21 protein-coding genes are annotated in these 22,282 nt (G+C 68.8%); 13 read left to right on the top strand and 8 right to left on the bottom strand.

The annotated features are described in order from the left end of the window. Window positions 1-37: 37 nt before the first annotated feature. The 9 genes from K3U96_RS09365 to proB all read left to right on the top strand — a co-directional run bounded on the left by K3U96_RS09365 (window position 38) and on the right by proB (window position 11,543). The gene (locus K3U96_RS09365) at window positions 38-2,707 is read left to right on the top strand and encodes a valine--tRNA ligase (RefSeq protein ID WP_220692804.1); all 2,670 of its coding nucleotides are present in this window, start codon (window positions 38-40) and stop codon (window positions 2,705-2,707) included. Between the two features lie 16 nt (window positions 2,708-2,723). Continuing rightward, a complete protein-coding gene (gene folC, locus K3U96_RS09370) occupies window positions 2,724-4,133 on the top strand; it encodes a bifunctional tetrahydrofolate synthase/dihydrofolate synthase (RefSeq protein ID WP_220692805.1) in 1,410 nt (469 codons plus the stop codon). Continuing rightward, on the top strand, window positions 4,130-4,510 hold the full coding sequence (locus K3U96_RS09375; RefSeq protein ID WP_069403882.1) for a DUF4233 domain-containing protein: 381 nt from the start codon (window positions 4,130-4,132) through the stop codon (window positions 4,508-4,510). Before folC ends, K3U96_RS09375 begins: the two co-directional genes overlap by 4 nt. Window positions 4,511-4,520: 10 nt before the next feature. Continuing rightward, the gene (gene ndk / locus K3U96_RS09380; protein WP_220692806.1) at window positions 4,521-4,931 is read left to right on the top strand and encodes a nucleoside-diphosphate kinase; all 411 of its coding nucleotides are present in this window, start codon (window positions 4,521-4,523) and stop codon (window positions 4,929-4,931) included. A 311-nt stretch (window positions 4,932-5,242) separates the two neighbouring features. Then, a complete protein-coding gene (gene rne / locus K3U96_RS09385) occupies window positions 5,243-8,110 on the top strand; it encodes a ribonuclease E (protein ID WP_220692807.1) in 2,868 nt (955 codons plus the stop codon). A gap of 172 nt (window positions 8,111-8,282) precedes the next feature. Then, window positions 8,283-8,606 (top strand): 50S ribosomal protein L21, encoded by a 324-nt coding sequence (rplU, locus tag K3U96_RS09390; protein WP_069403885.1) that lies wholly within the window; start codon window positions 8,283-8,285, stop codon window positions 8,604-8,606. A gap of 43 nt (window positions 8,607-8,649) precedes the next feature. Next, window positions 8,650-8,913, top strand: a complete 264-nt coding sequence (gene rpmA / locus K3U96_RS09395) for a 50S ribosomal protein L27 (protein ID WP_069403886.1) — start codon at window positions 8,650-8,652, stop codon at window positions 8,911-8,913. Window positions 8,914-9,000: 87 nt separating this feature from the next. Beyond that, complete coding sequence (gene obgE / locus K3U96_RS09400) at window positions 9,001-10,446, top strand: GTPase ObgE (RefSeq protein ID WP_220692808.1); 1,446 nt, start codon at window positions 9,001-9,003, stop codon at window positions 10,444-10,446. Continuing rightward, the gene (gene proB / locus K3U96_RS09405; protein WP_220692809.1) at window positions 10,443-11,543 is read left to right on the top strand and encodes a glutamate 5-kinase; all 1,101 of its coding nucleotides are present in this window, start codon (window positions 10,443-10,445) and stop codon (window positions 11,541-11,543) included. Before obgE ends, proB begins: the two co-directional genes overlap by 4 nt. Here proB and K3U96_RS09410 read toward each other — a convergent pair. Beyond that, complete coding sequence (locus tag K3U96_RS09410) at window positions 11,540-12,403, bottom strand: NAD-dependent protein deacetylase (RefSeq protein WP_220692810.1); 864 nt, start codon at window positions 12,401-12,403, stop codon at window positions 11,540-11,542. The genes proB and K3U96_RS09410 overlap by 4 nt on opposite strands. A gap of 39 nt (window positions 12,404-12,442) precedes the next feature. After that, on the bottom strand, window positions 12,443-12,982 hold the full coding sequence (locus K3U96_RS09415) for a cysteine hydrolase family protein (RefSeq protein WP_220692811.1): 540 nt from the start codon (window positions 12,980-12,982) through the stop codon (window positions 12,443-12,445). A 44-nt stretch (window positions 12,983-13,026) separates the two neighbouring features. Here K3U96_RS09415 and K3U96_RS09420 point away from each other — a divergent pair, with 44 nt between their 5' ends. Continuing rightward, window positions 13,027-15,102, top strand: a complete 2,076-nt coding sequence (locus tag K3U96_RS09420; protein WP_220692812.1) for an NAD(+) synthase — start codon at window positions 13,027-13,029, stop codon at window positions 15,100-15,102. Here the strand turns inward: K3U96_RS09420 and K3U96_RS09425 are convergent. The 6 genes from K3U96_RS09425 to K3U96_RS09450 are packed head-to-tail and all read right to left on the bottom strand — an operon-like array spanning window position 15,099 to window position 18,544. Beyond that, entirely contained in the window at window positions 15,099-15,284 is a 186-nt protein-coding gene (locus tag K3U96_RS09425) for a hypothetical protein (protein WP_220692813.1), read from the bottom strand. The genes K3U96_RS09420 and K3U96_RS09425 overlap by 4 nt on opposite strands. A gap of 25 nt (window positions 15,285-15,309) precedes the next feature. Further along, window positions 15,310-15,849 (bottom strand): YbhB/YbcL family Raf kinase inhibitor-like protein, encoded by a 540-nt coding sequence (locus tag K3U96_RS09430; RefSeq protein WP_220692814.1) that lies wholly within the window; start codon window positions 15,847-15,849, stop codon window positions 15,310-15,312. Window positions 15,850-15,869: 20 nt separating this feature from the next. Next, window positions 15,870-16,481: a cation efflux transmembrane domain-containing protein gene (locus K3U96_RS09435; protein ID WP_220692815.1), complete on the bottom strand. Its 612-nt coding sequence runs from the start codon at window positions 16,479-16,481 to the stop codon at window positions 15,870-15,872. Beyond that, entirely contained in the window at window positions 16,481-16,810 is a 330-nt protein-coding gene (locus tag K3U96_RS09440) for an ArsR/SmtB family transcription factor (RefSeq protein WP_220693464.1), read from the bottom strand. Before K3U96_RS09440 ends, K3U96_RS09435 begins: the two co-directional genes overlap by 1 nt. Window positions 16,811-16,850: 40 nt before the next feature. Beyond that, window positions 16,851-17,669, bottom strand: a complete 819-nt coding sequence (locus tag K3U96_RS09445; protein WP_220692816.1) for an enoyl-CoA hydratase/isomerase family protein — start codon at window positions 17,667-17,669, stop codon at window positions 16,851-16,853. Then, a complete protein-coding gene (locus K3U96_RS09450) occupies window positions 17,666-18,544 on the bottom strand; it encodes a ribokinase (protein WP_220692817.1) in 879 nt (292 codons plus the stop codon). Before K3U96_RS09450 ends, K3U96_RS09445 begins: the two co-directional genes overlap by 4 nt. 74 nt (window positions 18,545-18,618) lie before the next feature. Between K3U96_RS09450 and K3U96_RS09455 the strand changes: the two genes are divergently transcribed. The 3 genes from K3U96_RS09455 to K3U96_RS09465 are packed head-to-tail and all read left to right on the top strand — an operon-like array spanning window position 18,619 to window position 22,238. Next, the gene (locus K3U96_RS09455; RefSeq protein WP_220692818.1) at window positions 18,619-19,866 is read left to right on the top strand and encodes a glutamate-5-semialdehyde dehydrogenase; all 1,248 of its coding nucleotides are present in this window, start codon (window positions 18,619-18,621) and stop codon (window positions 19,864-19,866) included. 14 nt (window positions 19,867-19,880) lie between these two features. Further along, the gene (locus K3U96_RS09460) at window positions 19,881-20,783 is read left to right on the top strand and encodes an AAA family ATPase (RefSeq protein WP_069407699.1); all 903 of its coding nucleotides are present in this window, start codon (window positions 19,881-19,883) and stop codon (window positions 20,781-20,783) included. 9 nt (window positions 20,784-20,792) lie between these two features. Next, window positions 20,793-22,238, top strand: a complete 1,446-nt coding sequence (locus K3U96_RS09465; RefSeq protein ID WP_220692819.1) for a vWA domain-containing protein — start codon at window positions 20,793-20,795, stop codon at window positions 22,236-22,238. Window positions 22,239-22,282: the final 44 nt, after the last annotated feature.

Genomic DNA, 22,282 nt, shown 5'->3' on the forward strand with positions numbered 1-22,282 from the left:
TGGCCCCGCAGTGGCGGACCCTTCCTAGAATTGCGGGGTGACCTCAACCCCCCGCCGCGCCGTCGATCCCGGCGTCGAAGCCCTGCCCAAGTCGTGGGACCCGGGCGCGGTGGAGTCCGACCTCTACGAGGGTTGGGTCGACGCCGGCTACTTCGCCGCCGACGCCACCAGCACCAAGCCCGCCTATTCGATCGTGCTGCCACCGCCCAACGTCACCGGCAGCCTGCACATGGGGCATGCGCTCGATCACACGCTGATGGACGCGCTCACCCGGCGCAAGCGGATGCAGGGCTACGAGGTGCTGTGGCTGCCCGGCATGGATCACGCCGGAATCGCCACCCAGTCCGTCGTCGAAAAGCAGTTGGCGATTGACGGCAAGACCAAAGAGGACTTCGGCCGCGAGCTGTTCGTCGACAAGGTGTGGGACTGGAAACACGAATCCGGCGGCACCATCGAAGGGCAGATGCGCCGCATCGGCGACGGCGTGGACTGGAGCCGCGACCGGTTCACCATGGACGAGGGGTTGTCGCGGGCCGTCCGCACGATCTTCAAGCGGCTGTTCGACGCCGGGCTGATCTATCGCGCCGAACGGTTGGTGAACTGGTCACCGGTGCTGGAGACCGCCGTGTCCGACCTCGAGGTCAAATACGAAGACGTGGAAGGCGAGTTGGTGTCCTTCCGCTACGGCTCGCTGTCGGACGACGAACCGCACCTGGTGGTGGCCACCACCCGGTTGGAGACGATGCTCGGTGACACCGCGATCGCCGTGCACCCCGACGACGACCGCTACCGCCACCTGGTCGGTAAGACCTTGGCGCATCCGTTCCTCGACCGCGAAATCGTCGTCGTCGCCGACGACCACGTCGACCCGGAATTCGGCACCGGCGCGGTGAAGGTCACCCCGGCCCACGACCCCAACGACTTCGAGATCGGCATGCGGCACGGCCTGCCGATGCCCACCATCATGGACACCAAGGCCCGGATCACCGGCACCGGAACACAATTCGACGGTATGGACCGCTTCGAGGCCCGGGTCAAGGTGCGCGAGGCACTGGCCGGTCAGGGCCGCATCGTCGAGGAGAAGCGGCCGTATCTGCACAGCGTCGGGCACTCCGAACGCAGCGGGGAGCCGATCGAACCCCGGTTGTCGCTGCAGTGGTGGGTCAAGGTCGAAGGCCTGGCCAAGGCGGCGGGGGACGCAGTGCGCAACGGCGACACCGTGATCCACCCCAGGAGCCTGGAGCCGCGATGGTTCGCCTGGGTCGACAACATGCACGACTGGTGCATTTCACGCCAGCTGTGGTGGGGCCACCGCATCCCGATCTGGCACGGACCCGACGGCGAGATGGTCTGCGTCGGGCCGGACGAGACACCGCCCGCCGGCTGGGAACAAGACCCCGACGTGCTGGACACCTGGTTCTCCTCGGGGTTGTGGCCGTTCTCCACAATGGGTTGGCCCGATCACACACCTGAGCTCCAGAAGTTCTATCCGACAACGGTTCTGGTCACCGGATACGACATCCTGTTCTTCTGGGTGGCCAGGATGATGATGTTCGGCACCTTCGTCGCCCACGACGACGCGATCACCGACTACGGCAAGCGCGGACCGCAGGTGCCGTTCGAGAACGTCTTCTTGCACGGGCTCATCCGCGACGAGTTCGGCCGCAAGATGAGCAAGTCGCGCGGCAACGGCATCGACCCGCTGGACTGGGTGGAAAAGTTCGGCGCCGACGCCCTGCGCTTCACGCTGGCCCGCGGCGCCAGCCCCGGCGGTGACCTGTCCATCGGCGAGGACCACGCACGCGCATCGCGCAACTTCGCCACCAAACTCTTCAACGCCACCCGGTTCGCGCTGATGAACGGGGCCAGGCCCGCAGCGCTGCCGGACACGGCCGAACTCACCGACGCCGACCGCTGGATTCTGGGCCGGATGGAAGTGGTACGCGCGGAAGTCGACGCGGCCTTCGACGGTTACGAGTTCAGCCGGGCCTGCGAATCGCTCTACCACTTCGCCTGGGACGAGTTCTGCGACTGGTACGTCGAACTCGCCAAAACCCAACTGGGCCAAGAGGAGCACACCGCTCACACGACAGCGGTGCTGGCCCGGGTGCTGGACACGCTGCTCAAGCTGTTGCATCCGGTGATGCCGTTCGTCACCGAGGTGCTGTGGAAGACGCTGACCGGCCAGGAGTCGTTGGTGGTGGCCGACTGGCCCGAAGCCTCCGGCTTTGCGCTGGATCCCGTTGCGGCCCAGCGGGTCGCCGATATGCAGAAGTTGATCACCGAGGTGCGCCGGTTCCGCAGCGACCAGGGGCTCAACGACCGGCAGAAGGTGCCCGCGCGGCTGTCGGACATCGACGACGCCGACCTGACCGCCCAGGTGCCCGCCGTCAGCGCGTTGGCGTGGCTGACCGACGCCGGGGACGACTTCACCCCGACCGCCGCCATCGAGGTGCGGCTGTCGAAGGGCACCGTCACCGTCGAGGTCGACACCTCGGGAACCGTGGACGTGGCCGCCGAGCGGCGCCGGCTCGAGAAGGACCTGGCCGCCGCGCAGAAGGAATTGGCAGGCACCACAGGCAAACTCGGCAACGAGGCGTTTCTGGCCAAGGCGCCCGCCGACGTGGTCGACAAGATCCGGGCGCGCCAGCAGCTGGCGCAGGAGGAAGTCGAGCGCATCACTGCGAGGCTGGCATCGCTGAAATGACTTCGGCGCGGCGCTCATGACGGACCCCGCCCCCACCCCTGACGAGGTGGCATCGCTGCTTCAGGTCGAGCACCTGCTTGATCAGCGGTGGCCGGAAACCAAACTCGAGCCCAGCACCGCACGCATCTCGGCGCTGATGGAGCTGCTCGGGTCACCGCAGCGCAGCTACCCGTCGATCCACATCGCGGGGACCAACGGCAAGACGTCGGTAGCCCGCATGGTCGACGCTCTGCTGACCGCGCTGCACCGGCGCACCGGGCGGACCACGAGCCCGCATCTGCAGTCGGCCGTTGAGCGCATCTCCATCGACGGCAAGCCGATCAGCCCGGCGCAGTATGTGGCGACCTACCGGGAAATCGAGCCGTTCGTGCAGTTGGTCGACCAGCAGTCCGAAGCCGCCGGCGGGCCGGCCATGAGCAAATTCGAGGTGGTCACGGCCATGGCGTTCGCCGCGTTCGCCGACGCGCCGATCGACGTGGCGGTCGTGGAGGTCGGCCTGGGCGGCCGCTGGGACGCCACCAACATCGTCAACGCGCCCGTCGCCGTCATCACCCCGATCACGGTGGACCACGTCGACTACCTTGGCGACACCGTCGCCGAGATCGCCGGGGAGAAGGCCGGGATCATCACCAAGCAGAACGAGGACCTCGTGCCCACCGACATCGTGGCCGTCATCGCCCGGCAGAGCCCCGAGGCGATGGAGGTGCTGCTGCGCCAGACGGTGACGGCCGACGCCGCCGTCGCGCGCGAGGACTCCGAGTTCGCCGTGCTCGACCGGCAGATCGCCGTCGGCGGCCAACTTCTGGAACTGCAGGGTCTGGGCGGCGTGTACTCCGAGATCTTCCTGCCGCTGCACGGTGAACATCAGGCGCACAACGCGGTGCTGGCCCTTGCCGCCGTGGAGGCGTTCTTCGGCGCGGGTGCCCAGCGCCAACTGGACGTCGACGCGATCCGGGCCGGGTTCGCCGCCGTGGCCAGCCCGGGCCGGCTGGAGCGCATGCGCAGCGCGCCGACGGTGTTCATCGACGCCGCGCACAACCCGGCCGGAGCCTCGGCGCTGGCGCAGGCGCTCACCGAGGAATTCGACTTCCGCACCCTTGTCGGCGTCCTCTCGGTGATGGAGGACAAGGACGTCGACGGCATCCTGACCGCGCTCGAGCCGGTTTTCGACCAGATCGTGGTGACGCACAACGGTTCGCCGCGCGCGCTCGACGTCGCGGCGTTGGCGTTGCGTGCCGAGGAGCGCTTCGGCCCCGAACGCGTCGTCACCGCAGCCACCCTGCCCGACGCGATCGAGACCGCGACCGCGATCGCGGAGGAATCGGCGAGCGAGGGCGAGTTGTTCGGCGGCGCCGGCATCGTGATCACCGGCTCGGTGGTGACCGCGGGCGCGGCACGCACGCTGTTCGGGAAGGACCCGCAATGAGCCAGCAGCCGGACCCGTGGAAGAGCTTCCGCGGCGTCATGGCCGGCACGCTGATCCTGGAAGCCATCGTGGTGCTGCTGGCGCTGCCGGTGGTGGCGCGCATCGGAGGTGGTCTGACCGCGGCGTCGGGGGCATACCTGATCGGGTTCGCGGCGGTGCTGGTGCTGATGTGCGGCGTGCAGGGCCGGCCGTGGGCTATCTGGGCGAATCTGGCCGTCCAGGTGGTGTTCATCGCCGGGTTCGTCGTCCATGTCGCGATCGGCCTGATCGGGGTCGTCTTCCTGGTGGTGTGGGCGGTGATCGCCTACCTGCGCGCCGAGGTGCTGCGCCGGCAGAAACGCGGGCTCCTGCCGGGACAGCAGCAGCAGCCCGACTAGGCTGTCGGCCGTGACCGAGCGGACCCTGGTGTTGATCAAGCCCGACGGCGTCAAACGGCGCCTGATCGGAGAAGTCCTCAGCCGGATCGAGCGGAAGGGCCTGACGATCGCGGCCCTGCAGCTCAAGGACGTCAGCGAGGACCTGGCCCGTCGCCACTACGCCGAACACGAGGGCAAACCGTTCTTCGACTCGCTGCTGGAGTTCATCACCTCCGGGCCCGTCGTGGCGGCCATCGTGGAAGGCCCCCGCGCGATCGCGGCGTTCCGCCAGCTCGCCGGCGGAACGGACCCGGTGGAGAAGGCCGCGCCCGGCACCATCCGCGGTGACCTGGCCTTGGTCACCCAGGACAACATCGTGCACGGCTCGGATTCCCCCGAGTCGGCCGCCCGCGAGATCGCGCTCTGGTTTCCAAGCAGCTAAAAGATTCATATTGCCTGCTCGCGCGGCCTGGTCGGGTGGAGCGGCGTGATGTGGGATACTTGCTTCGGGTTACCGAGCCGTAATTGGGGTCGGAAACCCGAATGAAGACTTAGACGTGCGCGACCATCGCCACGCGCGGTGCGGCGCCGACCGTCCAGCCATCATTCGCAACAGGCGCCGGGATGGTTCCACAGTGGAGCCGCTCGGCGCGAGACCATAACAAGCTCGGGAGCGTATACCCGGGCCAATAGCGGAAGCCCTCGCGTGGCCGCGTCAGAACAGGACGCGCCCGGGGGCTTAGAGGAGACTACGTGGCCGACAATGTCCATTCCCAAGACCATTCCCAAGCGCCGACCGAAGAGCTTTCAGAGCAGAAACCGCATACCGAAGACCCGCAGCCCGAGAAGCTGAGGGTCCATTCGCTGGCGCGGGAGCTGGGCACCACCAGCAAGCGGGTGCTCGACGCGCTGACCGAACTCGACGGCAGGCCGCGCGGCCCGCACTCCGTGGTCGAGGACGACGAGGCCCAGCGGGTGCGCGACGCGCTCGCCGAAACCCCCGACGGCGACGAGCAGCCGCCCGAGCAGGCCGAAGCCGACGAGCCGGCGTCGCAGGACACCGCGCCGGTGCAGGCCGATGAGCCCGCCGCACCCGCACCGGCCAACCCCGAGCCCGCCGACTACCTGCCGCTGTTCGTCGCGCCCCAACCCGTCACCGTCGAGTACAGCGCCGATGAGGACGACGACGAGGACGACGACGACAGTCCAGACTCCGACGACGGTGCGGACTCCGACGACGACCAGTTCGAGCGCCCGTCCGGGCGGCGCAGGCGCCGTGGCCGCCGGGGTCGCGGGCGGGGCCGCGGCGAGCAGAGCGGTGACGAGGACTCCGACGACACCGACAACCAGGGCAGCGACTCCGACGACGACTCCGACGACTCCGACGACTCCGACGAGGACACCAGCGACGACAGCACCGGCGGTGAGGGTGCCACCCGGCGTCGCCGCCGCCGTCGTCGTCGCAAATCCGGCTCCGGTGACGACAACGACACCGCGTTGGCCCCCGACGATCCGCCCAACACCGTCGTGCACGAACGCGAGCCGCGCAAGGCGACCAAGGCCGACAAGTCCGCGTCCAGCGGTGACGGCGAGATCCAGGGCATCAACGGATCGACGCGGCTGGAAGCCAAACGTCAGCGTCGCCGCGACGGCCGCGACGCAGGCCGGCGCCGGCCCCCGATCCTGAGCGAGGCCGAATTCCTGGCGCGCCGTGAGGCCGTCGAGCGGATGATGGTGGTGCGCGACAAGGTCCGCACCGAAGCGCCGCACGAGGGCTCCCGGTACACGCAGATCGCCGTGCTCGAAGACGGCGTCGTCGTCGAACACTTCGTCACCTCGGCCGCGTCGGCCTCGCTGGTCGGCAACATCTACCTCGGCATCGTGCAGAACGTGCTGCCGTCGATGGAGGCCGCCTTCGTCGACATCGGCCGCGGCCGCAACGGCGTGCTCTACGCCGGCGAGGTGAACTGGGAGGCCGCGGGCCTCGGCGGCCAGAACCGCAAGATCGAACAGGCGCTCAAGCCGGGCGACTACGTCGTCGTGCAGGTCAGCAAGGACCCCGTCGGGCACAAGGGCGCCCGGCTGACCACCCAGGTGTCGCTGGCCGGGCGCTATCTCGTGTACGTGCCGGGCGCGTCGTCGACCGGGATCAGCCGCAAGCTGCCCGACACCGAACGCCAGCGGCTCAAGGAGATTCTGCGCGAGGTCGTGCCGTCGGACGCCGGCGTGATCATCCGCACCGCCTCGGAGGGCGTCAAAGAAGAAGACATCCGCTCCGACGTCGAACGGCTGCAGAAACGCTGGACCGAGATCGAGGCCAAGGCCGCCGAGATCACCGAGAAGAAGGCCGGCGCCGCGGTGGCGCTCTACGAAGAGCCCGACGTGTTGGTCAAGGTCATCCGCGACCTGTTCAACGAGGACTTCACCGGCCTGATCGTCTCCGGCGACGACGCGTGGAAGACCATCACCGACTACGTGACAGCGGTTGCGCCCGAACTGCTTCCGCGGATGACGCAATACCAGCCCCCTGAGGTTTCGGGGGCCCAGACGGCCCCTGACGTGTTCGCCGTGCACCGCATCGACGAGCAGCTGACCAAGGCGATGGACCGCAAGGTGTGGCTGCCCTCGGGCGGCACCCTGGTCATCGACCGCACCGAGGCGATGACGGTGATCGACGTCAACACCGGCAAGTTCACCGGCTCGGGCGGCAACCTCGAACAGACCGTCACCCGCAACAACCTGGAGGCCGCCGAGGAGATCGTGCGCCAACTGCGGTTGCGCGACATCGGCGGCATCGTCGTCATCGACTTCATCGACATGGTCCTGGAGTCCAACCGTGACCTCGTGCTGCGCAGGCTGACCGAGGCGCTGGCCCGTGACCGCACTCGGCATCAGGTTTCCGAGGTCACCTCGCTTGGCCTGGTGCAGTTGACGCGGAAACGGCTGGGCACCGGGCTGGTCGAGGCGTTCTCGACGTCGTGCTCGCACTGCGCGGGGCGGGGAATCGTTCTGCACACCGATCCCATCGACTCGGCGTCGTCGAACGGACGCAAGTCCGACTCCGGCGGCCGCCGGGGCAAGCGGGGCAAGCGCGGCGCCAAGCCCGACGATGTCGAGGTCGCGAAGGTGCCTGCGCATCCGGCCGGTGAGCATCCGATGTTCAAGGCGATGGCCGCGGGTACGGCCCCGACGACCGAGCCTGAGGGTGACGAGGAGGGCGAGGAGAAGAAGCCCGCCGAGGAGGTCGCCGAGGCCGACTCCGACAGCATCCGGGAGGCGGTGTCCCCCTCGGAGGACGAAGACGTCGACGACGATGCATACGAGCCCGATGAGGACGAAGACGACGACGAGTCGGATGAGGACGAGGACGAGATCGATCTGGATTCCGACGACGAGGACGACGACATCGACGATGACATCGAGGTCATCGACGACGACTCCGACGAGGACGACGACTCCGACGATTACGGCTCCGACGACTCCGACGACTCCGACGACTCGGAGGACTCGGAGGACTCGGACGACTCGGAGGAGCCGGCTGTGGCGGCGACCCGGCCAGCGGGCCGACACCGCCGCCGCGCCGCGGCCCGACCTGCGGGCCCGCCCGCGCACGGCGGCTGACCACGTCAGGGTCGGCGCCTGACCTGCGGTGATTTGACCCTCTAGGCCCGGCTCAAGTAGCCTTGAGCAGTTGTCGCCAGGCCGTGGCCGGCGATCGTGGAAGACCCGGAAACCCAGACCCGCGCAGTCGCGAGCAGCGCTGTGTCAGAAACGACGTAGGAGCACGAGCACGATGGCAGCCGATAAGGCCACGTACGCAATCGTCAAGACCGGCGGCAAGCAGTACAAAGTCGCCGTCGGAGACGTGGTCAAGGTCGAGAAGCTCGACGGCGAACCCGGCTCGAAGGTGTCGCTGCCCGTGGCCCTCGTCGTCGACGGGGCGAAGGTCACCACCGACGCCAAGGCGCTGGAGAAAGTGGCCGTCACCGGCGAGGTGCTCGAGCACACCAAAGGCCCCAAGATCCGCATCCACAAGTTCAAGAACAAGACCGGCTACCACAAACGTCAGGGGCACCGTCAGCAAGTGACGGTCCTGAAGGTCACCGGCATCGCGTGATGAGCCGTCAGGCGACGAACAGAGAGCACTGAGGGAACCAGACATGGCACACAAGAAGGGCGCTTCCAGCTCACGCAACGGTCGCGACTCCGCAGCCCAGCGGCTTGGCGTCAAGCGGTTCGGGGGCCAGATCGTGAAGGCCGGCGAAATTTTGGTGCGGCAGCGGGGTACTCATTTCCATCCCGGCACTAACGTCGGTCGTGGCGGCGACGACACGCTGTTCGCCACGGCCCCCGGCGCTGTGGAATTCGGCACCAAGCGCGGCCGCAAGACCGTCAACGTCGTGCGACCGTCCGCGGAGGCCTGACTCCCGCCGTCGAAATCGACGTTTTGGCGTTAGGCTCTCGCACTTTCGCGCCCAAATGTCCCTTTCGGCGAAGGAGAGGAGTATCCGATGCCTCGGTTTGTCGACCGCGTGGTGATTCACGCGCGGGCCGGCAACGGCGGTAACGGCTGCGCCTCGGTCCATCGCGAGAAGTTCAAACCGCTCGGCGGCCCCGACGGCGGCAACGGCGGCCGCGGCGGCAGCGTGGTGCTCGTCGTCGATCCGCAAGTGCACACGCTGCTGGACTTCCACTTCCATCCGCACGTCGTGGCACCCTCGGGTAAACAGGGCGCCGGCAGCAACCGCGACGGCGCGGCGGGCGCCGACCTGGAAGTCAAGGTGCCCGACGGCACCGTCGTCCTCGACGAGAACGGCCGGCTGCTCGCCGACCTGGTCGGTGCGGGCACCCGCTTCGAGGCCGCCGCCGGCGGTCGCGGCGGGCTCGGCAACGCCGCGCTGGCCTCACGGGCCCGCAAGGCACCCGGCTTCGCGCTGCTCGGCGAGAAGGGCGAGGTCCGCGACCTCACGCTGGAACTCAAGACCGTCGCCGACGTCGGCCTGCTCGGGTTCCCGTCCGCGGGCAAGTCGTCGCTGGTGTCGGTCATCTCGGCGGCCAAACCCAAGATCGCCGACTACCCGTTCACCACCCTGGCGCCCAACCTCGGCGTCGTGTCCGCAGGCGAGCACACCTTCACCGTCGCCGACGTGCCCGGCCTGATACCCGGCGCATCCGACGGCCGCGGTCTGGGGCTGGACTTCCTGCGCCACATCGAGCGATGCGCCGTGCTGGTGCACGTCGTCGACTGCGCGACGCTGGAACCCGGCCGCGACCCGATCTCCGACATCGAAGCACTCGAAGCTGAACTGGCCGCCTACACCCCGACGTTGCAGGGTGACTCCACGCTCGGTGATCTGGCCGAACGGCCAAGAGCGGTGGTGCTCAACAAGATCGACGTCCCAGAGGCCCGTGAGCTCGCTGAGTTCGTCCGCGAGGAGATCGCCAAGCGCTTCGGCTGGCCCACCTTCCTGGTGTCCACGGTCACCCGAGAAGGGTTGCGGCCATTGACGTTTGCGCTGTGGGAGATGGTTTCGGCGTATCGCGAGGCCCAACCCGCCGTCGTGGCGCGGCGCCCGGTCATCCGGCCCGTCGCCGTGGACGAGAGCGGGTTCGTCGTCGAACCCGACGGCCACGGCGGTTTCGTGGTGCGCGGGGTACGGCCCGAACGATGGGTCAACCAAACCGATTTCGAGAACGACGAGGCCGTCGGCTACCTGGCCGACCGGCTGGCGCGGCTGGGCGTCGAGGACGAACTGCTGCGCCTGGGCGCCCGCCCGGGCTGCGCGGTGACCATCGGCGAGGTCACCTTCGACTGGGAACCCCAGACCCCCGCAGGCGTCGACGTCCCGCTGTCCGGGCGCGGCACCGACGCGCGGCTGGAGCAGACCGACCGGGTGTCGGCGGCCGACCGCAAGGCGGCCCGTCGTGAACGCCGTCGGCCCGGTGGGAAGTCGTGAGTGCTCATCGCGACGCCGTGCGCACCGCGCGCAGCGTCGTCGTCAAGATCGGCACCACCGCGCTGACCACGCCGTCGGGGGTGTTCGACGCCAGCCGGCTGGCCACCCTGGCCGACGCGATCGAGGGCCGGATGAAGGCCGGTTCGGACGTGGTGATCGTGTCCTCGGGTGCGATCGCCGCCGGCATCGAACCGCTCAAGCTGTCCAAGCGGCCGACCGACCTGGCCACCAAACAGGCCGCCGCCAGCGTCGGGCAGGTGGCGTTGGTCAACGCGTGGAGCACGGCATTCGCCCGCTACCACCGCACCGTCGGGCAGGTGCTGCTGACCGCCCACGACATCTCGATGCGGGTCCAGCACACCAACGCCCAGCGCACGCTGGACCGGCTGCGCGCGCTGCACGCCGTGGCGATCGTCAACGAGAACGACACCGTGGCCACCAACGAGATCCGGTTCGGCGACAACGACCGGCTCTCGGCGCTGGTGGCTCATCTGGTCGGCGCCGACGCGCTGGTGCTGCTCTCCGACATCGACGGGCTCTACGACGCGGATCCGCGCAAGGGTCAGGCGCAGTTCATCCCGGAGGTATCCGGTCCCGCCGACCTCGACGGTGTGGTGGCGGGCCAAAGCAGCCATCTGGGCACCGGCGGGATGGCATCCAAGCTGTCCTCGGCGCTGCTGGCCGCCGACGCCGGCGTCCCGGTGCTGCTGGCCGCGGCGTCTGATGCCGCCACCGCGCTGACCGACGCGTCGGTCGGCACCGTCTTCGCCCCGCGCGCCGAACGGATGTCGGCCCGGCGGTTCTGGGTGCGCTACGCCGCCGATGCGTCGGGTGCGTTGACGCTGGACGACGGCGCGGTGCGCGCGGTGGTCCGACAACGCCGGTCGCTGCTGCCCGCCGGAATCACTGCGCTGTCCGGGCGCTTCTACGGCGGTGACGTCGTGGAGTTGCGCGCGCAGGACGCCACGATGGTCGCGCGCGGCGTGGTGGCCTACGACCACGCCGAGCTGGAGACCATGCTGGGCCGCTCGACGTCAGATCTGCCCGCTGAGATGCGCCGTCCCGCGGTGCACGCCGACGACCTGGTCGCCGTCTAGGCGATTTGGGGAGCCGTAACCGCGCTCACCGCGGCTGACGCTCCACAAAGCGCCGCCGACAGCAGGGTCAGCATCTCCGAACACCCGGCGTCGACCTTGACCGTCGCCAACGCGTCGCCGCGGGTGGGGCCGCGGTTGACGATCGCGATCGGTATACCGGCCGCCGCGGCATGGCGGACGAACCGGTAGCCCGAGTACACCGTCAGCGACGAACCGGCCACCAACAGGGCGTCGGCGTCGTCGACCATCGCAAAAGCTTGCGCGACACGGTCTTTGGGTACGTTCTCGCCGAAGTAGACGATGTCGGGTTTGAGCATGCCGCCGCATCGCGGACAGTCCACGACGCGAAACGACGCGGTGTCGTCCACCACCGCGTCGGCGTCGGGAGCCACGGCGATACCGCCGAGCGCCGCGGCCCGGGCGGTGAAACCCGGGTTGGCCGCCTCCAGCAGGTCGGCGAGCGCCGCACGCGACATGCCGTGCCCGCAGCCCAGACAGACCACCTCGGCGTAGCTGCCGTGCAGGTTCACCACCGCGCGACTGCCCGCCTTGGTGTGCAGCAGGTCGACGTTCTGGGTGATCAGACCGCAGACGACCCCCGCCTGCTCGAGCCGCGCCAGCGCACGGTGACCGGCGTTGGGCGCGGTGTCGTCCATGTGCCGCCAGCCGAGGTGGTTGCGCCCCCAGTACCGCTGCCGAAACGCCGCATCGGAGGTGAACTGTCCAATGGTCATCGGATTGGCCGGCGGCGAGTCCGGCCCGCGGTAGTCCGGGATGCCGGAGTCGGTGGACATTCCGGCACCGGTCAGCACCGCGGTACGCCGTTCCCGCAGCAGCGCGACAAGTTCGGGGGCGTCCATATTGTCGAGGGTACGGCTCAGTTCATCAGCGCCCGGGGCCTAATCCAAACACTTGTCCGCGCTGAGAATTTCGGCGCTCATGTTGTGGTGCATCATCGACAGCGCCGCATCGCTGAGCTCCGGGTCGATGTGGGCCACCGCATCGGACGGGACGACGACCGGGAAGTGCCGGACATAGGCGTCCAGCGCGGTGTAGAGGATGCACTGCTCGGTGACCTGGCCGGTGAGGATCACCCGCTGCGGCTCGAGCTGGTTCAACAGATACGCCAGCGAGGTCGCGTAGAACGCGCTGTGGCGCACCTTGGTCATCAACCGGCAACCCTTCTGCGGGACGATCGGCTCGACCAGGTCGGGACGCTCACCCTGCAGCGCCGACTGCACGAGGTCGCTGAACTCGGCGCTGAAATCGCCGTAGTTGTCGTTGACGTAGATCAGCTCGACGTCGTCGCGCTCACGCGCCCGGGCGACGAGCTGCGACAGCGGATCGATGATCTGCTCGACATTCGGGATCAGCTTCTCGGCATCGGGGTGCTGGTAGGTGTTCATCATGTCGATGACCAGCACGGCGGTGTCACTCATGGGCACATGCATACCCGGTTGCGGTATTCGGGCAACAATGAAGCATGGATTTCTACTCGGTCTACCGCCAGGGCTTCGTCCGTGTCGCTGCCTGTACGCACCACACCGCCCTCGCTGACCCGCAGGCCAACGCCGAATCCGTGCTGCGGTTGGCCCGTGCCTGCCATGACGACGGCGTCGCGCTCGCGGTGTTTCCGGAGTTGACGCTGTCGGGGTATTCGATCGAGGACATCGTGATGCAGGACGCCCTGCTGGACGCGGTCGAAGACGCGCTGTTCGACGTCGTCAGCGCGTCCGCCGACCTGCTGCCGGTGCTGGTGATCGGCGCCCCGCTGCGGTACGCGCACCGGATCTACAACACCGCCGTCGTCGTGCACCGCGGCCGGGTGCTCGGCGTCGTGCCGAAGTCGTATCTGCCCACCTACCGCGAGTTCTACGAACGCCGCCAGATGGCGCCCGGCGACGACGTGCGCGGCGTAATCCGGATCGGCGATGAGCGCTCGCGCGAAGAGCACAGACGAGCCGCGGACGTGCCGTTCGGCCCCGACCTGCTGTTCAGCGCCGTCGACATGCCCGGTTTCGTGCTGCATGTCGAGATCTGCGAGGACATGTTCGTGCCGATCCCGCCGAGCGCGCAGGCCGCGCTGGCCGGCGCGACGGTGCTGGCCAACCTGTCCGGCAGCCCGATCACCGTCGGCCGCGCCGAGGACCGCTGCCTGTTGGCCCGGTCGGCGTCGTCGCGGTGCCTGGCCGCCTACGTCTACGCCGCGGCCGGCGAGGGCGAATCCACCACCGACCTGGCCTGGGACGGCCAGACGATGATCTGGGAGAACGGGGTCTGCCTGGCGCAGTCCGAACGGTTCCCGAAGGGGGAGCGACGCTCGGTCGCCGACGTCGACCTCGAACTGCTGCGTTCCGAGCGGTTGCGGATGGGCACGTTCGACGACAACCGGCGCCACCACGGCATCGCCGCCGAGACGTTCCGCCGGGTCGAGTTTCGGCTCGACCCGCCGTCGGGCGACATCGGGTTGCGCCGCGAAGTCGAGCGGTTCCCGTTCGTGCCCTCTGACCCGCAACGGCTGGAACAGGATTGCTACGAGGCCTACAGCATCCAGGTGTCCGGGCTCGAACAGCGGTTGCGTGCGCTGGACTATCCGAAGATCGTGCTGGGCTTGTCCGGCGGTCTGGACTCGACGCACGCGTTGATCGTCGCCGCCCGGGCAATGGATCGAGAAGAACGGCCCCGCAGCGACATTCTGGCGTTCACCATGCCGGGGTTCGCCACCGGCGACCGTACCAAGAACAACGCGTTGCGGCTGGCCGAGGCGCTGGGCGTGACCTTCGCCGAGCTCGACATCAAGTCGACCGCCGAACTGATGCTCAAGAACATGGACCACCCGTTCGGCCGCGGAGAGAAGGTCTACGACGTCACGTTCGAGAACGTACAGGCCGGTCTGCGCACCGACTATCTGTTCCGGCTGGCCAACCAGCGCGGCGGCATCGTGCTCGGCACCGGCGACCTGTCCGAGCTTGCGCTCGGCTGGTCCACATACGGTGTCGGCGACCAGATGTCGCACTACAACGTCAACGGCGGGGTGCCCAAGACGCTGATCCAGCACCTGATCCGCTGGGTCATCGCCTCGGAGCAGTTCGAGGATGCGGTCAACGAGGTGCTGCAGTCGGTGCTGGACACCGAGATCTCCCCCGAACTCGTGCCCGCCGGTGAGGACGAGGAAATCCAGAGCAGCGAGTCCAAGGTCGGACCCTATGTGCTGCAGGATTTTTCGCTGTTCCAGGTGCTGCGGTACGGGTTCCGGCCGTCCAAGGTGGCGTTTCTGGCGTGGCACGCCTGGAACGACGTCGAGCGCGGGGATTGGCCCGCCGGGTATCCAGAGAACAAGCGACCGTCCTACTCGCTCAAGGAGATCCGGCACTGGCTGCAGGTGTTCGCGCAGCGTTTCTACTCGTTCTCCCAGTTCAAGCGTTCGGCATTACCCAACGGGCCCAAGGTGTCTCACGGTGGGTCGCTGTCACCGCGCGGTGACTGGCGGGCGCCCTCGGATATGTCGGCGCGGGTCTGGCTCGACGAGATCGAACGCGAAATACCCGACGCTGGTTAGCGCTTGCGGCGCAGCCTAGCGGCGCTGATCGCGCCGACAGCTGCGCCGGCCAGCACCCCGACCGTCGACCACCACCATTGATCGGTCATGGCTGCCACGGTCACGCCGATGATCAGACCGATGATCAGCGGCATCCAGAGCCAGTTCGCTTCCTGCTTGGTTGTCAGCTGTTTGCGTGCCATTACGTCCACGCTAGCGCGCAATTGGTCAGCGTTCGTAGGTGCCGGTCAGCGCGCCGCGCGCCAGCACGTGGCCGGCGATGGCGGCGAGGAACGCCTTGTGGTCGGCCACATCTGCGGGCACCGGTTCGTCGAGTGCGAACAGCAGAAACCGGTAGTGGTGCGCGCCGTGTCCCGGGATGGGCGCCGGACCGACGTAGGCGTCGCCGAACGCCTTGACGAAACGCACCCCGTCGGCGCCCGGCGTGAGCTCACCCTCGTCGAGGCTGCGGCGGTCCGCTTCGATCAGCGCGATCGTGTGCATCAGCGGTTTTGGCCCGGGCACGTCGACGTCGTCGATGACGAGCGCCAGCTGTTTGGTCGGTGCGGGCACCCCGCTCCAACGCAGCGGCGGCGACACGTTCTCGCCGACGGCGGCGCCTGCGTGCTTCTGCGGGATCGGGCCGCCGTCGCCGAACGCGCTGCTGGTGATGTCGATGGTGTCGGCGCCCGCGTACTGCGGTGCGGCCAGCGGGCTGCGGTGTGCGCCTGCGCGGAATCGGCGCAGCAGCTTCCCAACGATCGGCATGCCCGGGAGTCTAGTTCGCTTCACGGGCAGCACGGATCCCCGCGCCAGGCGGTCATGCCTTCGCGCACCGCGATGACCGCGATGCCCAGCGCGGCGACCGGATCGGTCCACGTCCATCCGAGCAGCGCGTTGAGCAGCAGCCCGATCAGCAGGATCGCGGACAGATACGTGCACAGCAGCGTCTGCTTGGAATCGGCGACCGCCGAACGTGATCCCAGTTCGCGGCCGGCGCGCCGCTGCGCCCACGACAACACCGGCATGATCACCAGGCTCAGCGCGGCCAGCGCGATGCCGATGGGCGAGGGCCGGGCCTCCTCGATTCCGAAGAGCTTCAGCACCGCGTCGACGGTGATGTAGGCCGCCAGAGCAAAGAACGACAACGCGATGAACCGCAGCGCGGTCTTCTCCCGCGCCTCCGGATCCGGGGCGCTGAACTGCCAGGCGACCGCCGCGGCGGAGGCGACCTCGACGGCCGAATCGAGCCCGAAGCCCACCAGCGCGGCCGAGGACACGCGGCTGCCCTCGGTCAGCGCGACGATCGCCTCGATCACGTTGTAGCTGATGGTCGCGGCCACGAACAGTCGGATGCGGCGGACAAGGACGTCGCGCCGCGCGGCCGTCGTCGCCGGCATCAACAGCAGGCCTGCGAATCGGCCGCCGGACAGCAGGCCGGGTCGACGGTCAGCACCAGCCCGACCAGGTCGTCGAGCGCACGGGCGATCCGCGCGTCGGCGAGCTCGTAGCGGCTGCGCCGGCCCTCCGGCTGCGCGACGACCAGGCCGCAGCCGCGCAAACATGCCAGGTGGTTGGACACGATCTGTCGCGACACCCCGATCTTGTCGGCCAGCTCCGACGGGTAGCCGGGGCGGTCGCGCAGCATCAGCAGGATTTCGGCGCGCGTCGGGTCGGACAGCGCACAACCGAACCGGGACAACGCGTCACTCTGGGTGGCCGTCTGCATGCCGACGATAGTACAGCTCATGCTGTACTGATTTCACCGGTTAGAGGCGGCCGTCGACGCGCAGGTCGGGGTGCACCCAGTCCGGTGACCGCCGCTCCTTGAACGCCCGGAACCCTTCGATGACCTCGGGCCCGGACAGGTTGGCCTGCATGCCGATGCGGTCGAACAAGCCGAGGTAGTTGTCGATGCTCGACTTGACCACGCCCCTGGCCGCCGGCGCGGTCCGGGCGCACTGCGCGAGCACCTCGCGGGCCCGCTCGGCCAGCTCGTCATGCGGAACCAGCCTGGCCACCATGCCCCAGTCCAGCGCCTCCTGCGCGCTCAGCGTACGGCCGGTGAACATCAGGTCACGGGTGCGAACGGGACCGATCAGCCGCGTCAGCATCTGGCTGTAGTACGTATCGGCGATACCGCGCAGCAGTTCGGGCACCCGAAACGTCGCCCGGTCGCTGACGACGGCCATGTCGCTGCACAGTGCGATCTGCAGCCCGCCGCCCTGACACAACCCGTTGACCGCCGAGACCACCGGCTTGACCGACTGGCGCAGCGTCTCGAACGGGGTGACGTCCATGCCCAGCGCCGTGCCGAACGTCAGCCAGTTGTCGGTGCCGTCGCCGCCGCCCATGTCGCCACCCGGGGCGAAGACGTCGCCCGTGCCAGTGATGAGCAGGCCCGCCAGGTCGGGGTCGGCGTCGACGTGGCGCACCGCGTGGCGGATACCGAAGTACATCGCCGGCGTCATCGCGTTGCGGGCCTCCGGCCGGTCCAGTGTGCAGACCCCGAACGCGCCCTCGCGGGTGAAGCGCAGATACGGCGTGCCCAGCCAGTCGCCGTCGGGGGGACGCGGGGTGTCAGTCATAACTGCCGTTCTGCCTTTCGGTTGGTTATTGCATCGTCGATTGCCTCTGCGTAGGGCGCGCAGTCGCCTGCCCCTGGCACCAGCGTGGACAGCGCGGCGGCCGCGCATGCGCGCCGCATGGCGTCCTCGTGTCCGGTCAGCCACCCGGCGGCCAGCACACCGGCGAAGACGTCACCGGCGCCGGTGGTGTCGACTGCCTCGACGGCCGGTGTGGGCACGTCGAACCGCTCGTCGTCGCCCAGGTAGCTGACGCCGCGGGCACCGCGGGTGATCACCAGATGGGCGACCGGCCAGTGCCATTGGCCGGCCTCTGACTCGTTGATCACCACGACGTCGGCCAACTCGGAAAGGGTGAGCAGATCGTGCGGTGGCGCGCCCGCCGGCGACGCGTTGACGATGACGACCGCGCCCGCCGCGCGGGCCACCCGCGCCGCGTCGACTGCGGTGCCGACCGGGATCTCCAACTGCATCAGCACCACGTCGCTGTCGGCGATCACCGCGCGCACGTCGGCGTCGTCGACGCGCAGATGCGCGTTCGCGCCCGGCGCCACCACGATCGTGTTCTCGGCCGCGGAGTCGACCACGATCACCGCCGAACCGCTGGGCCCGGGCAGCGTCACCACACCGGCCAGCCCGACGTCGTTGCCGTCCAGATGGGCGCGTAGCTGCTCGGCCGCCGAATCGGTGCCCAGCGCCGCGACCAGCTGCACCGAGGCACCCGAGCGGGCGGCGGCCACCGCCTGGTTTCCGCCCTTGCCGCCGGGTGCGGTCGACATCGACGACGCGAGCACCGTCTGACCCGGCCGGGGCAGCGCATCCACCACGAAGGTGTGGTCGAGGTTGACACTGCCGACCACGCAGACCCGCGCCACCATGACTGACAACGCTAGACCAGCCCGGCTACCCGACACGTGTCGAACGGCCCGGACCCGTTCGATACGCTGGGGTAATGAGTGTGCAGGCCCCGTCACTACCCGGTTTGCGCGAACACGTGCACGACGCCGCCCGCCGCGCCCGCGTCGCGGCCCGCGCGCTGGCCACCCTGAGCACCGAGACCAAGAACCGTGCGCTCAACACCGCCGCCGACCACGTGCTGATGCGCGTCGGCGAGGTCCTCGCGGCCAACGAACAGGACTTGGCGGCCGCCAGGGCCGCGGGCACACCGGAAGCCATGCTCGACCGGCTCGCGCTGAACCCCAACCGGGTGGAAGGGATCGCCGACGGGCTGCGCCAGGTCGCCCGGCTGCCTGACCCGCTCGGCGAGGTGCTTCGGGGAAGCACGCTGCCCAACGGGCTGCAGCTGCGCCAGGTGCGGGTACCGCTGGGCGTGGTCGGCATCGTCTACGAGGGAAGGCCGAACGTCACCGTCGACGCGTTCGGGCTGACGTTGAAATCGGGTAACGCGGTGCTGCTGCGTGGCAGTTCGTCAGCGGCGCGCTCCAACGCCGCGCTGGTGCAGGCGTTGCGCGCGGCCTTGGCCACCGAACTGCTCGACGCCGACGCCGTGCAGTTGCTGCCCAGCGAGGACCGGGCCAGCGTCACCCACCTGATCCAGGCCCGCGGGCTGGTCGACGTCGTCATCCCGCGCGGCGGGGCCGGGCTCATCGACGCGGTGGTGCGCGACGCAACGGTGCCGACGATCGAGACCGGAGTCGGCAATTGCCATGTCTACGTTGACAAGTCGGCAGACCTCGACGTCGCCGAACGGATCCTGCTGAACGCCAAGACCCGCAGGCCCAGCGTGTGCAACGCCGCCGAATCGGTGCTGATCGACGCCGCGATCGCCGAGCAGGCGGTGCCGCGGCTCACCAAGGCGCTTCGCGACGCGGGCGTGGCCGTGCACGAGGACCCGTCGGAGGACGAGCTGCGCGCCGAATTCCTCTCGATGGACATCGCGCTGACGGTGGTCGACGGCGTGGACGCCGCGATCGCGCACATCAACGAGTTCGGCACCGGGCACACCGAGGCCATCGTGGCGACCGATCTTGCTGCGGCGCAACGTTTCACCAATCAGGTCGACGCCGCCGCGGTGATGGTGAACGCGTCGACGGCGTTCACCGACGGTGAGCAGTTCGGGTTCGGCGCCGAGATCGGCATCTCGACGCAGAAGCTGCATGCCCGCGGGCCGATGGGGCTGCCCGAGCTGACGTCAACCAAGTGGATTGTGTGGGGAGACGGCCACACCCGCCCGGCCTAATAGGAGCTACTACATTGACTGTCCCCGCACGCCCGGCACCGCTGTTCGCCGACATCGACGACGTGGCGAACAAGCTGGCCGAAACCGGCTATCTGCCCGACACCGCAACGGCCACCGCGGTTTTCCTCGCCGACCAGCTGGGCAAGCCGTTGTTGGTGGAAGGGCCCGCCGGGGTCGGTAAGACCGAGCTGGCCCGCGCGGTCGCGCAGGCCACCGGCTCGGGGCTGGTCCGGCTGCAGTGCTACGAGGGTGTCGACGAGGCGCGCGCGCTCTACGAGTGGAACCACGCCAAGCAGATCCTGCGCATCCAAGCCGGCAGTGCTGGACTTGCCGGCTCAGCCGGCGGTGGCGACTGGGATGCCACCCGCGACGACGTGTTCAGCGAGGAGTTCCTGCTGTCGCGTCCGCTGCTGACCGCGATCCGGCGCACCGAGCCGACCGTGCTGCTGATCGACGAAACCGACAAGGCCGACATCGAGATCGAGGGGCTGCTGCTCGAGGTGCTGTCGGACTTCGCGGTGACGGTTCCCGAGCTGGGCACGATCACCGCTGAACGCGCCCCGTTCGTGCTGCTGACCTCCAACGCCACCCGCGAGCTGTCCGAGGCGCTCAAGCGGCGCTGCCTGTTCCTGCACATCGACTTTCCCGACGCGGACCTGGAACGGCGCATTTTGCTGTCGCGGGTGCCCGAGCTGCCCGAGCATCTGGCCGCTGAGCTGGTCCGCATCATCGGGGTGCTGCGCGGGATGCAGCTCAAGAAGTCCCCGTCGGTGGCCGAGACCATCGACTGGGGCCGCACCGTGCTGGCCCTCGGGATGGACACGATCGACGACGCGACGATCGCGGCCACGCTCGGCGTGGTGCTCAAACACCAGTCCGATCAGATCAAGGCCAGCGGCGAACTCCGCCTGAACTAGGAGCCCACGATGGCCGTCCGCCGCACCCGTCCGCCACAGCCGTTGGCGCCGCACGGTATTCCCGGTCACCTGGTCGGGTTCGTCGAAGCGCTACGCAAACAAGGCATTTCGGTGGGCCCGTCGGAAACCGTCGATGCCGGCCGGGTGATTTCGGTGCTCGGCCTCGGCAACCGGGAGGCGCTGCGCGAGGGCATCGCCTGCGCGGTGCTGCGCCGCCCCGATCACCGTGACACCTACGACGCGATGTTCGACCTGTGGTTCCCCGCCGCGCTGGGCGCCAGGACCGTCCTGCTCGACGACGACCAGCCGATCGGCGACACCGAAGGCTTGCCGCCCGAGGACGTCGAGGCGATGCGGGCCGCGCTGCTGGACCTGCTGGCCGACAACGAGGATTTGGCCAACCTCGACGAGCGGATGGCCGCGATGATCGCCCAGATCGTCGAGGCCTACGGCCGCTACAACTCCAGCCGCGGCCCGTCGTATTCGTCGTATCAGGCGCTCAAGGCGATGAACCTCGACGACCTCGAGGGCCGGCTGCTCGCCGGGTTGCTGGCGCCCTACGGGGACGAGCCCACACCGACGCAGGAGCAGATCGCCAAAGCCATGGCCGCCCAACGCATCACGCAGCTGCGCAAGATGGTGGAGGGTGAGACCAAACGTCGCACCGCCGAACAGCTCGGCCGCGACCACGTCCAGATGTACGGCGTGCCGCAGCTGGCCGAGAACGTCGAGTTCCTGCGCGCCTCCGGGGAGCAGCTGCGCCAGATGCGCCGGGTGGTCGCGCCGCTGGCGCGCACGTTGGCGACCCGGCTGGCCGCGCGTCGGCGCCGGTCGCGCGCGGGCCAGATCGACCTGCGCAAGACGCTGCGCAAGTCGATGTCCACCGGCGGGGTGCCGATCGACGTGGTGCTCAAGAAGCCGCACCCGGCCCGTCCGGAGCTGGTGGTGCTGTGCGACGTGTCGGGTTCGGTCGCCGGGTTCAGCCACTTCACGCTGCAGCTGGTGCACGCGCTGCGCCAGCAGTTCAGCAGGGTTCGCGTCTTTGCTTTCATCGACACCACCGACGAGGTGACCGAGTTGTTCGGCCCGGATGCCGACCTGGCCGTCGCGGTGCAGCGGATCACCCGCGAGGCCGGGGTGTACACCCGCGACGGGCACTCCGACTACGGCCACGCGTTCGTGTCGTTTCTCGACGGCTGGCCCAATGTGTTGTCGCCGCGCAGTTCGCTGCTGGTGCTCGGCGACGGCCGCAACAATTACCGGAACCCGGAAACCGAGCTGCTGGCGCACATGGTCAACTCCAGCAGGCATGCGCACTGGCTCAACCCCGAGCCGCGGCATCTGTGGGGCAGCGGCGACTCGGCGGTGCCGCGCTACGAGGACGTCATCACCATGCACGAATGCCGCTCGGCCAAGCAGCTGGCGACGGTCATCGATGCGCTGCTGCCCGTGTAGGTCCGGCGCGAACGTGGGTTACCCGCACACTGTCGCGGCCGGAA

The sequence above is a fragment of the Mycolicibacterium holsaticum DSM 44478 = JCM 12374 genome (genome assembly GCF_019645835.1).
GTDB classification, from domain to species: Bacteria; Actinomycetota; Actinomycetes; order Mycobacteriales; family Mycobacteriaceae; genus Mycobacterium; species Mycobacterium holsaticum.

Bases quoted from the DNA above. Each gene is read 5' to 3' on its own strand.
- K3U96_RS09425 (WP_220692813.1), bottom strand. From the start codon at position 15,284: ATGGCACGCAAACAGCTGACAACCAAGCAGGAAGCGAACTGGCTCTGG.
- rpmA (WP_069403886.1), top strand. From the start codon at position 8,650: ATGGCACACAAGAAGGGCGCTTCCAGCTCACGCAACGGTCGCGACTCC.
- K3U96_RS09440 (WP_220693464.1), bottom strand. From the start codon at position 16,810: ATGCAGACGGCCACCCAGAGTGACGCGTTGTCCCGGTTCGGTTGTGCG.
- K3U96_RS09420 (WP_220692812.1), top strand. From the start codon at position 13,027: ATGGATTTCTACTCGGTCTACCGCCAGGGCTTCGTCCGTGTCGCTGCC.
- obgE (WP_220692808.1), top strand. From the start codon at position 9,001: ATGCCTCGGTTTGTCGACCGCGTGGTGATTCACGCGCGGGCCGGCAAC.
- K3U96_RS09455 (WP_220692818.1), top strand. From the start codon at position 18,619: ATGAGTGTGCAGGCCCCGTCACTACCCGGTTTGCGCGAACACGTGCAC.
- K3U96_RS09375 (WP_069403882.1), top strand. From the start codon at position 4,130: ATGAGCCAGCAGCCGGACCCGTGGAAGAGCTTCCGCGGCGTCATGGCC.
- K3U96_RS09430 (WP_220692814.1), bottom strand. From the start codon at position 15,849: ATGCCGATCGTTGGGAAGCTGCTGCGCCGATTCCGCGCAGGCGCACAC.
- K3U96_RS09410 (WP_220692810.1), bottom strand. From the start codon at position 12,403: ATGGACGCCCCCGAACTTGTCGCGCTGCTGCGGGAACGGCGTACCGCG.
- folC (WP_220692805.1), top strand. From the start codon at position 2,724: ATGACGGACCCCGCCCCCACCCCTGACGAGGTGGCATCGCTGCTTCAG.
- K3U96_RS09450 (WP_220692817.1), bottom strand. From the start codon at position 18,544: ATGGTGGCGCGGGTCTGCGTGGTCGGCAGTGTCAACCTCGACCACACC.
- K3U96_RS09445 (WP_220692816.1), bottom strand. From the start codon at position 17,669: ATGACTGACACCCCGCGTCCCCCCGACGGCGACTGGCTGGGCACGCCG.
- K3U96_RS09435 (WP_220692815.1), bottom strand. From the start codon at position 16,481: ATGCCGGCGACGACGGCCGCGCGGCGCGACGTCCTTGTCCGCCGCATC.
- rplU (WP_069403885.1), top strand. From the start codon at position 8,283: ATGGCAGCCGATAAGGCCACGTACGCAATCGTCAAGACCGGCGGCAAG.
- K3U96_RS09465 (WP_220692819.1), top strand. From the start codon at position 20,793: ATGGCCGTCCGCCGCACCCGTCCGCCACAGCCGTTGGCGCCGCACGGT.
- K3U96_RS09415 (WP_220692811.1), bottom strand. From the start codon at position 12,982: ATGAGTGACACCGCCGTGCTGGTCATCGACATGATGAACACCTACCAG.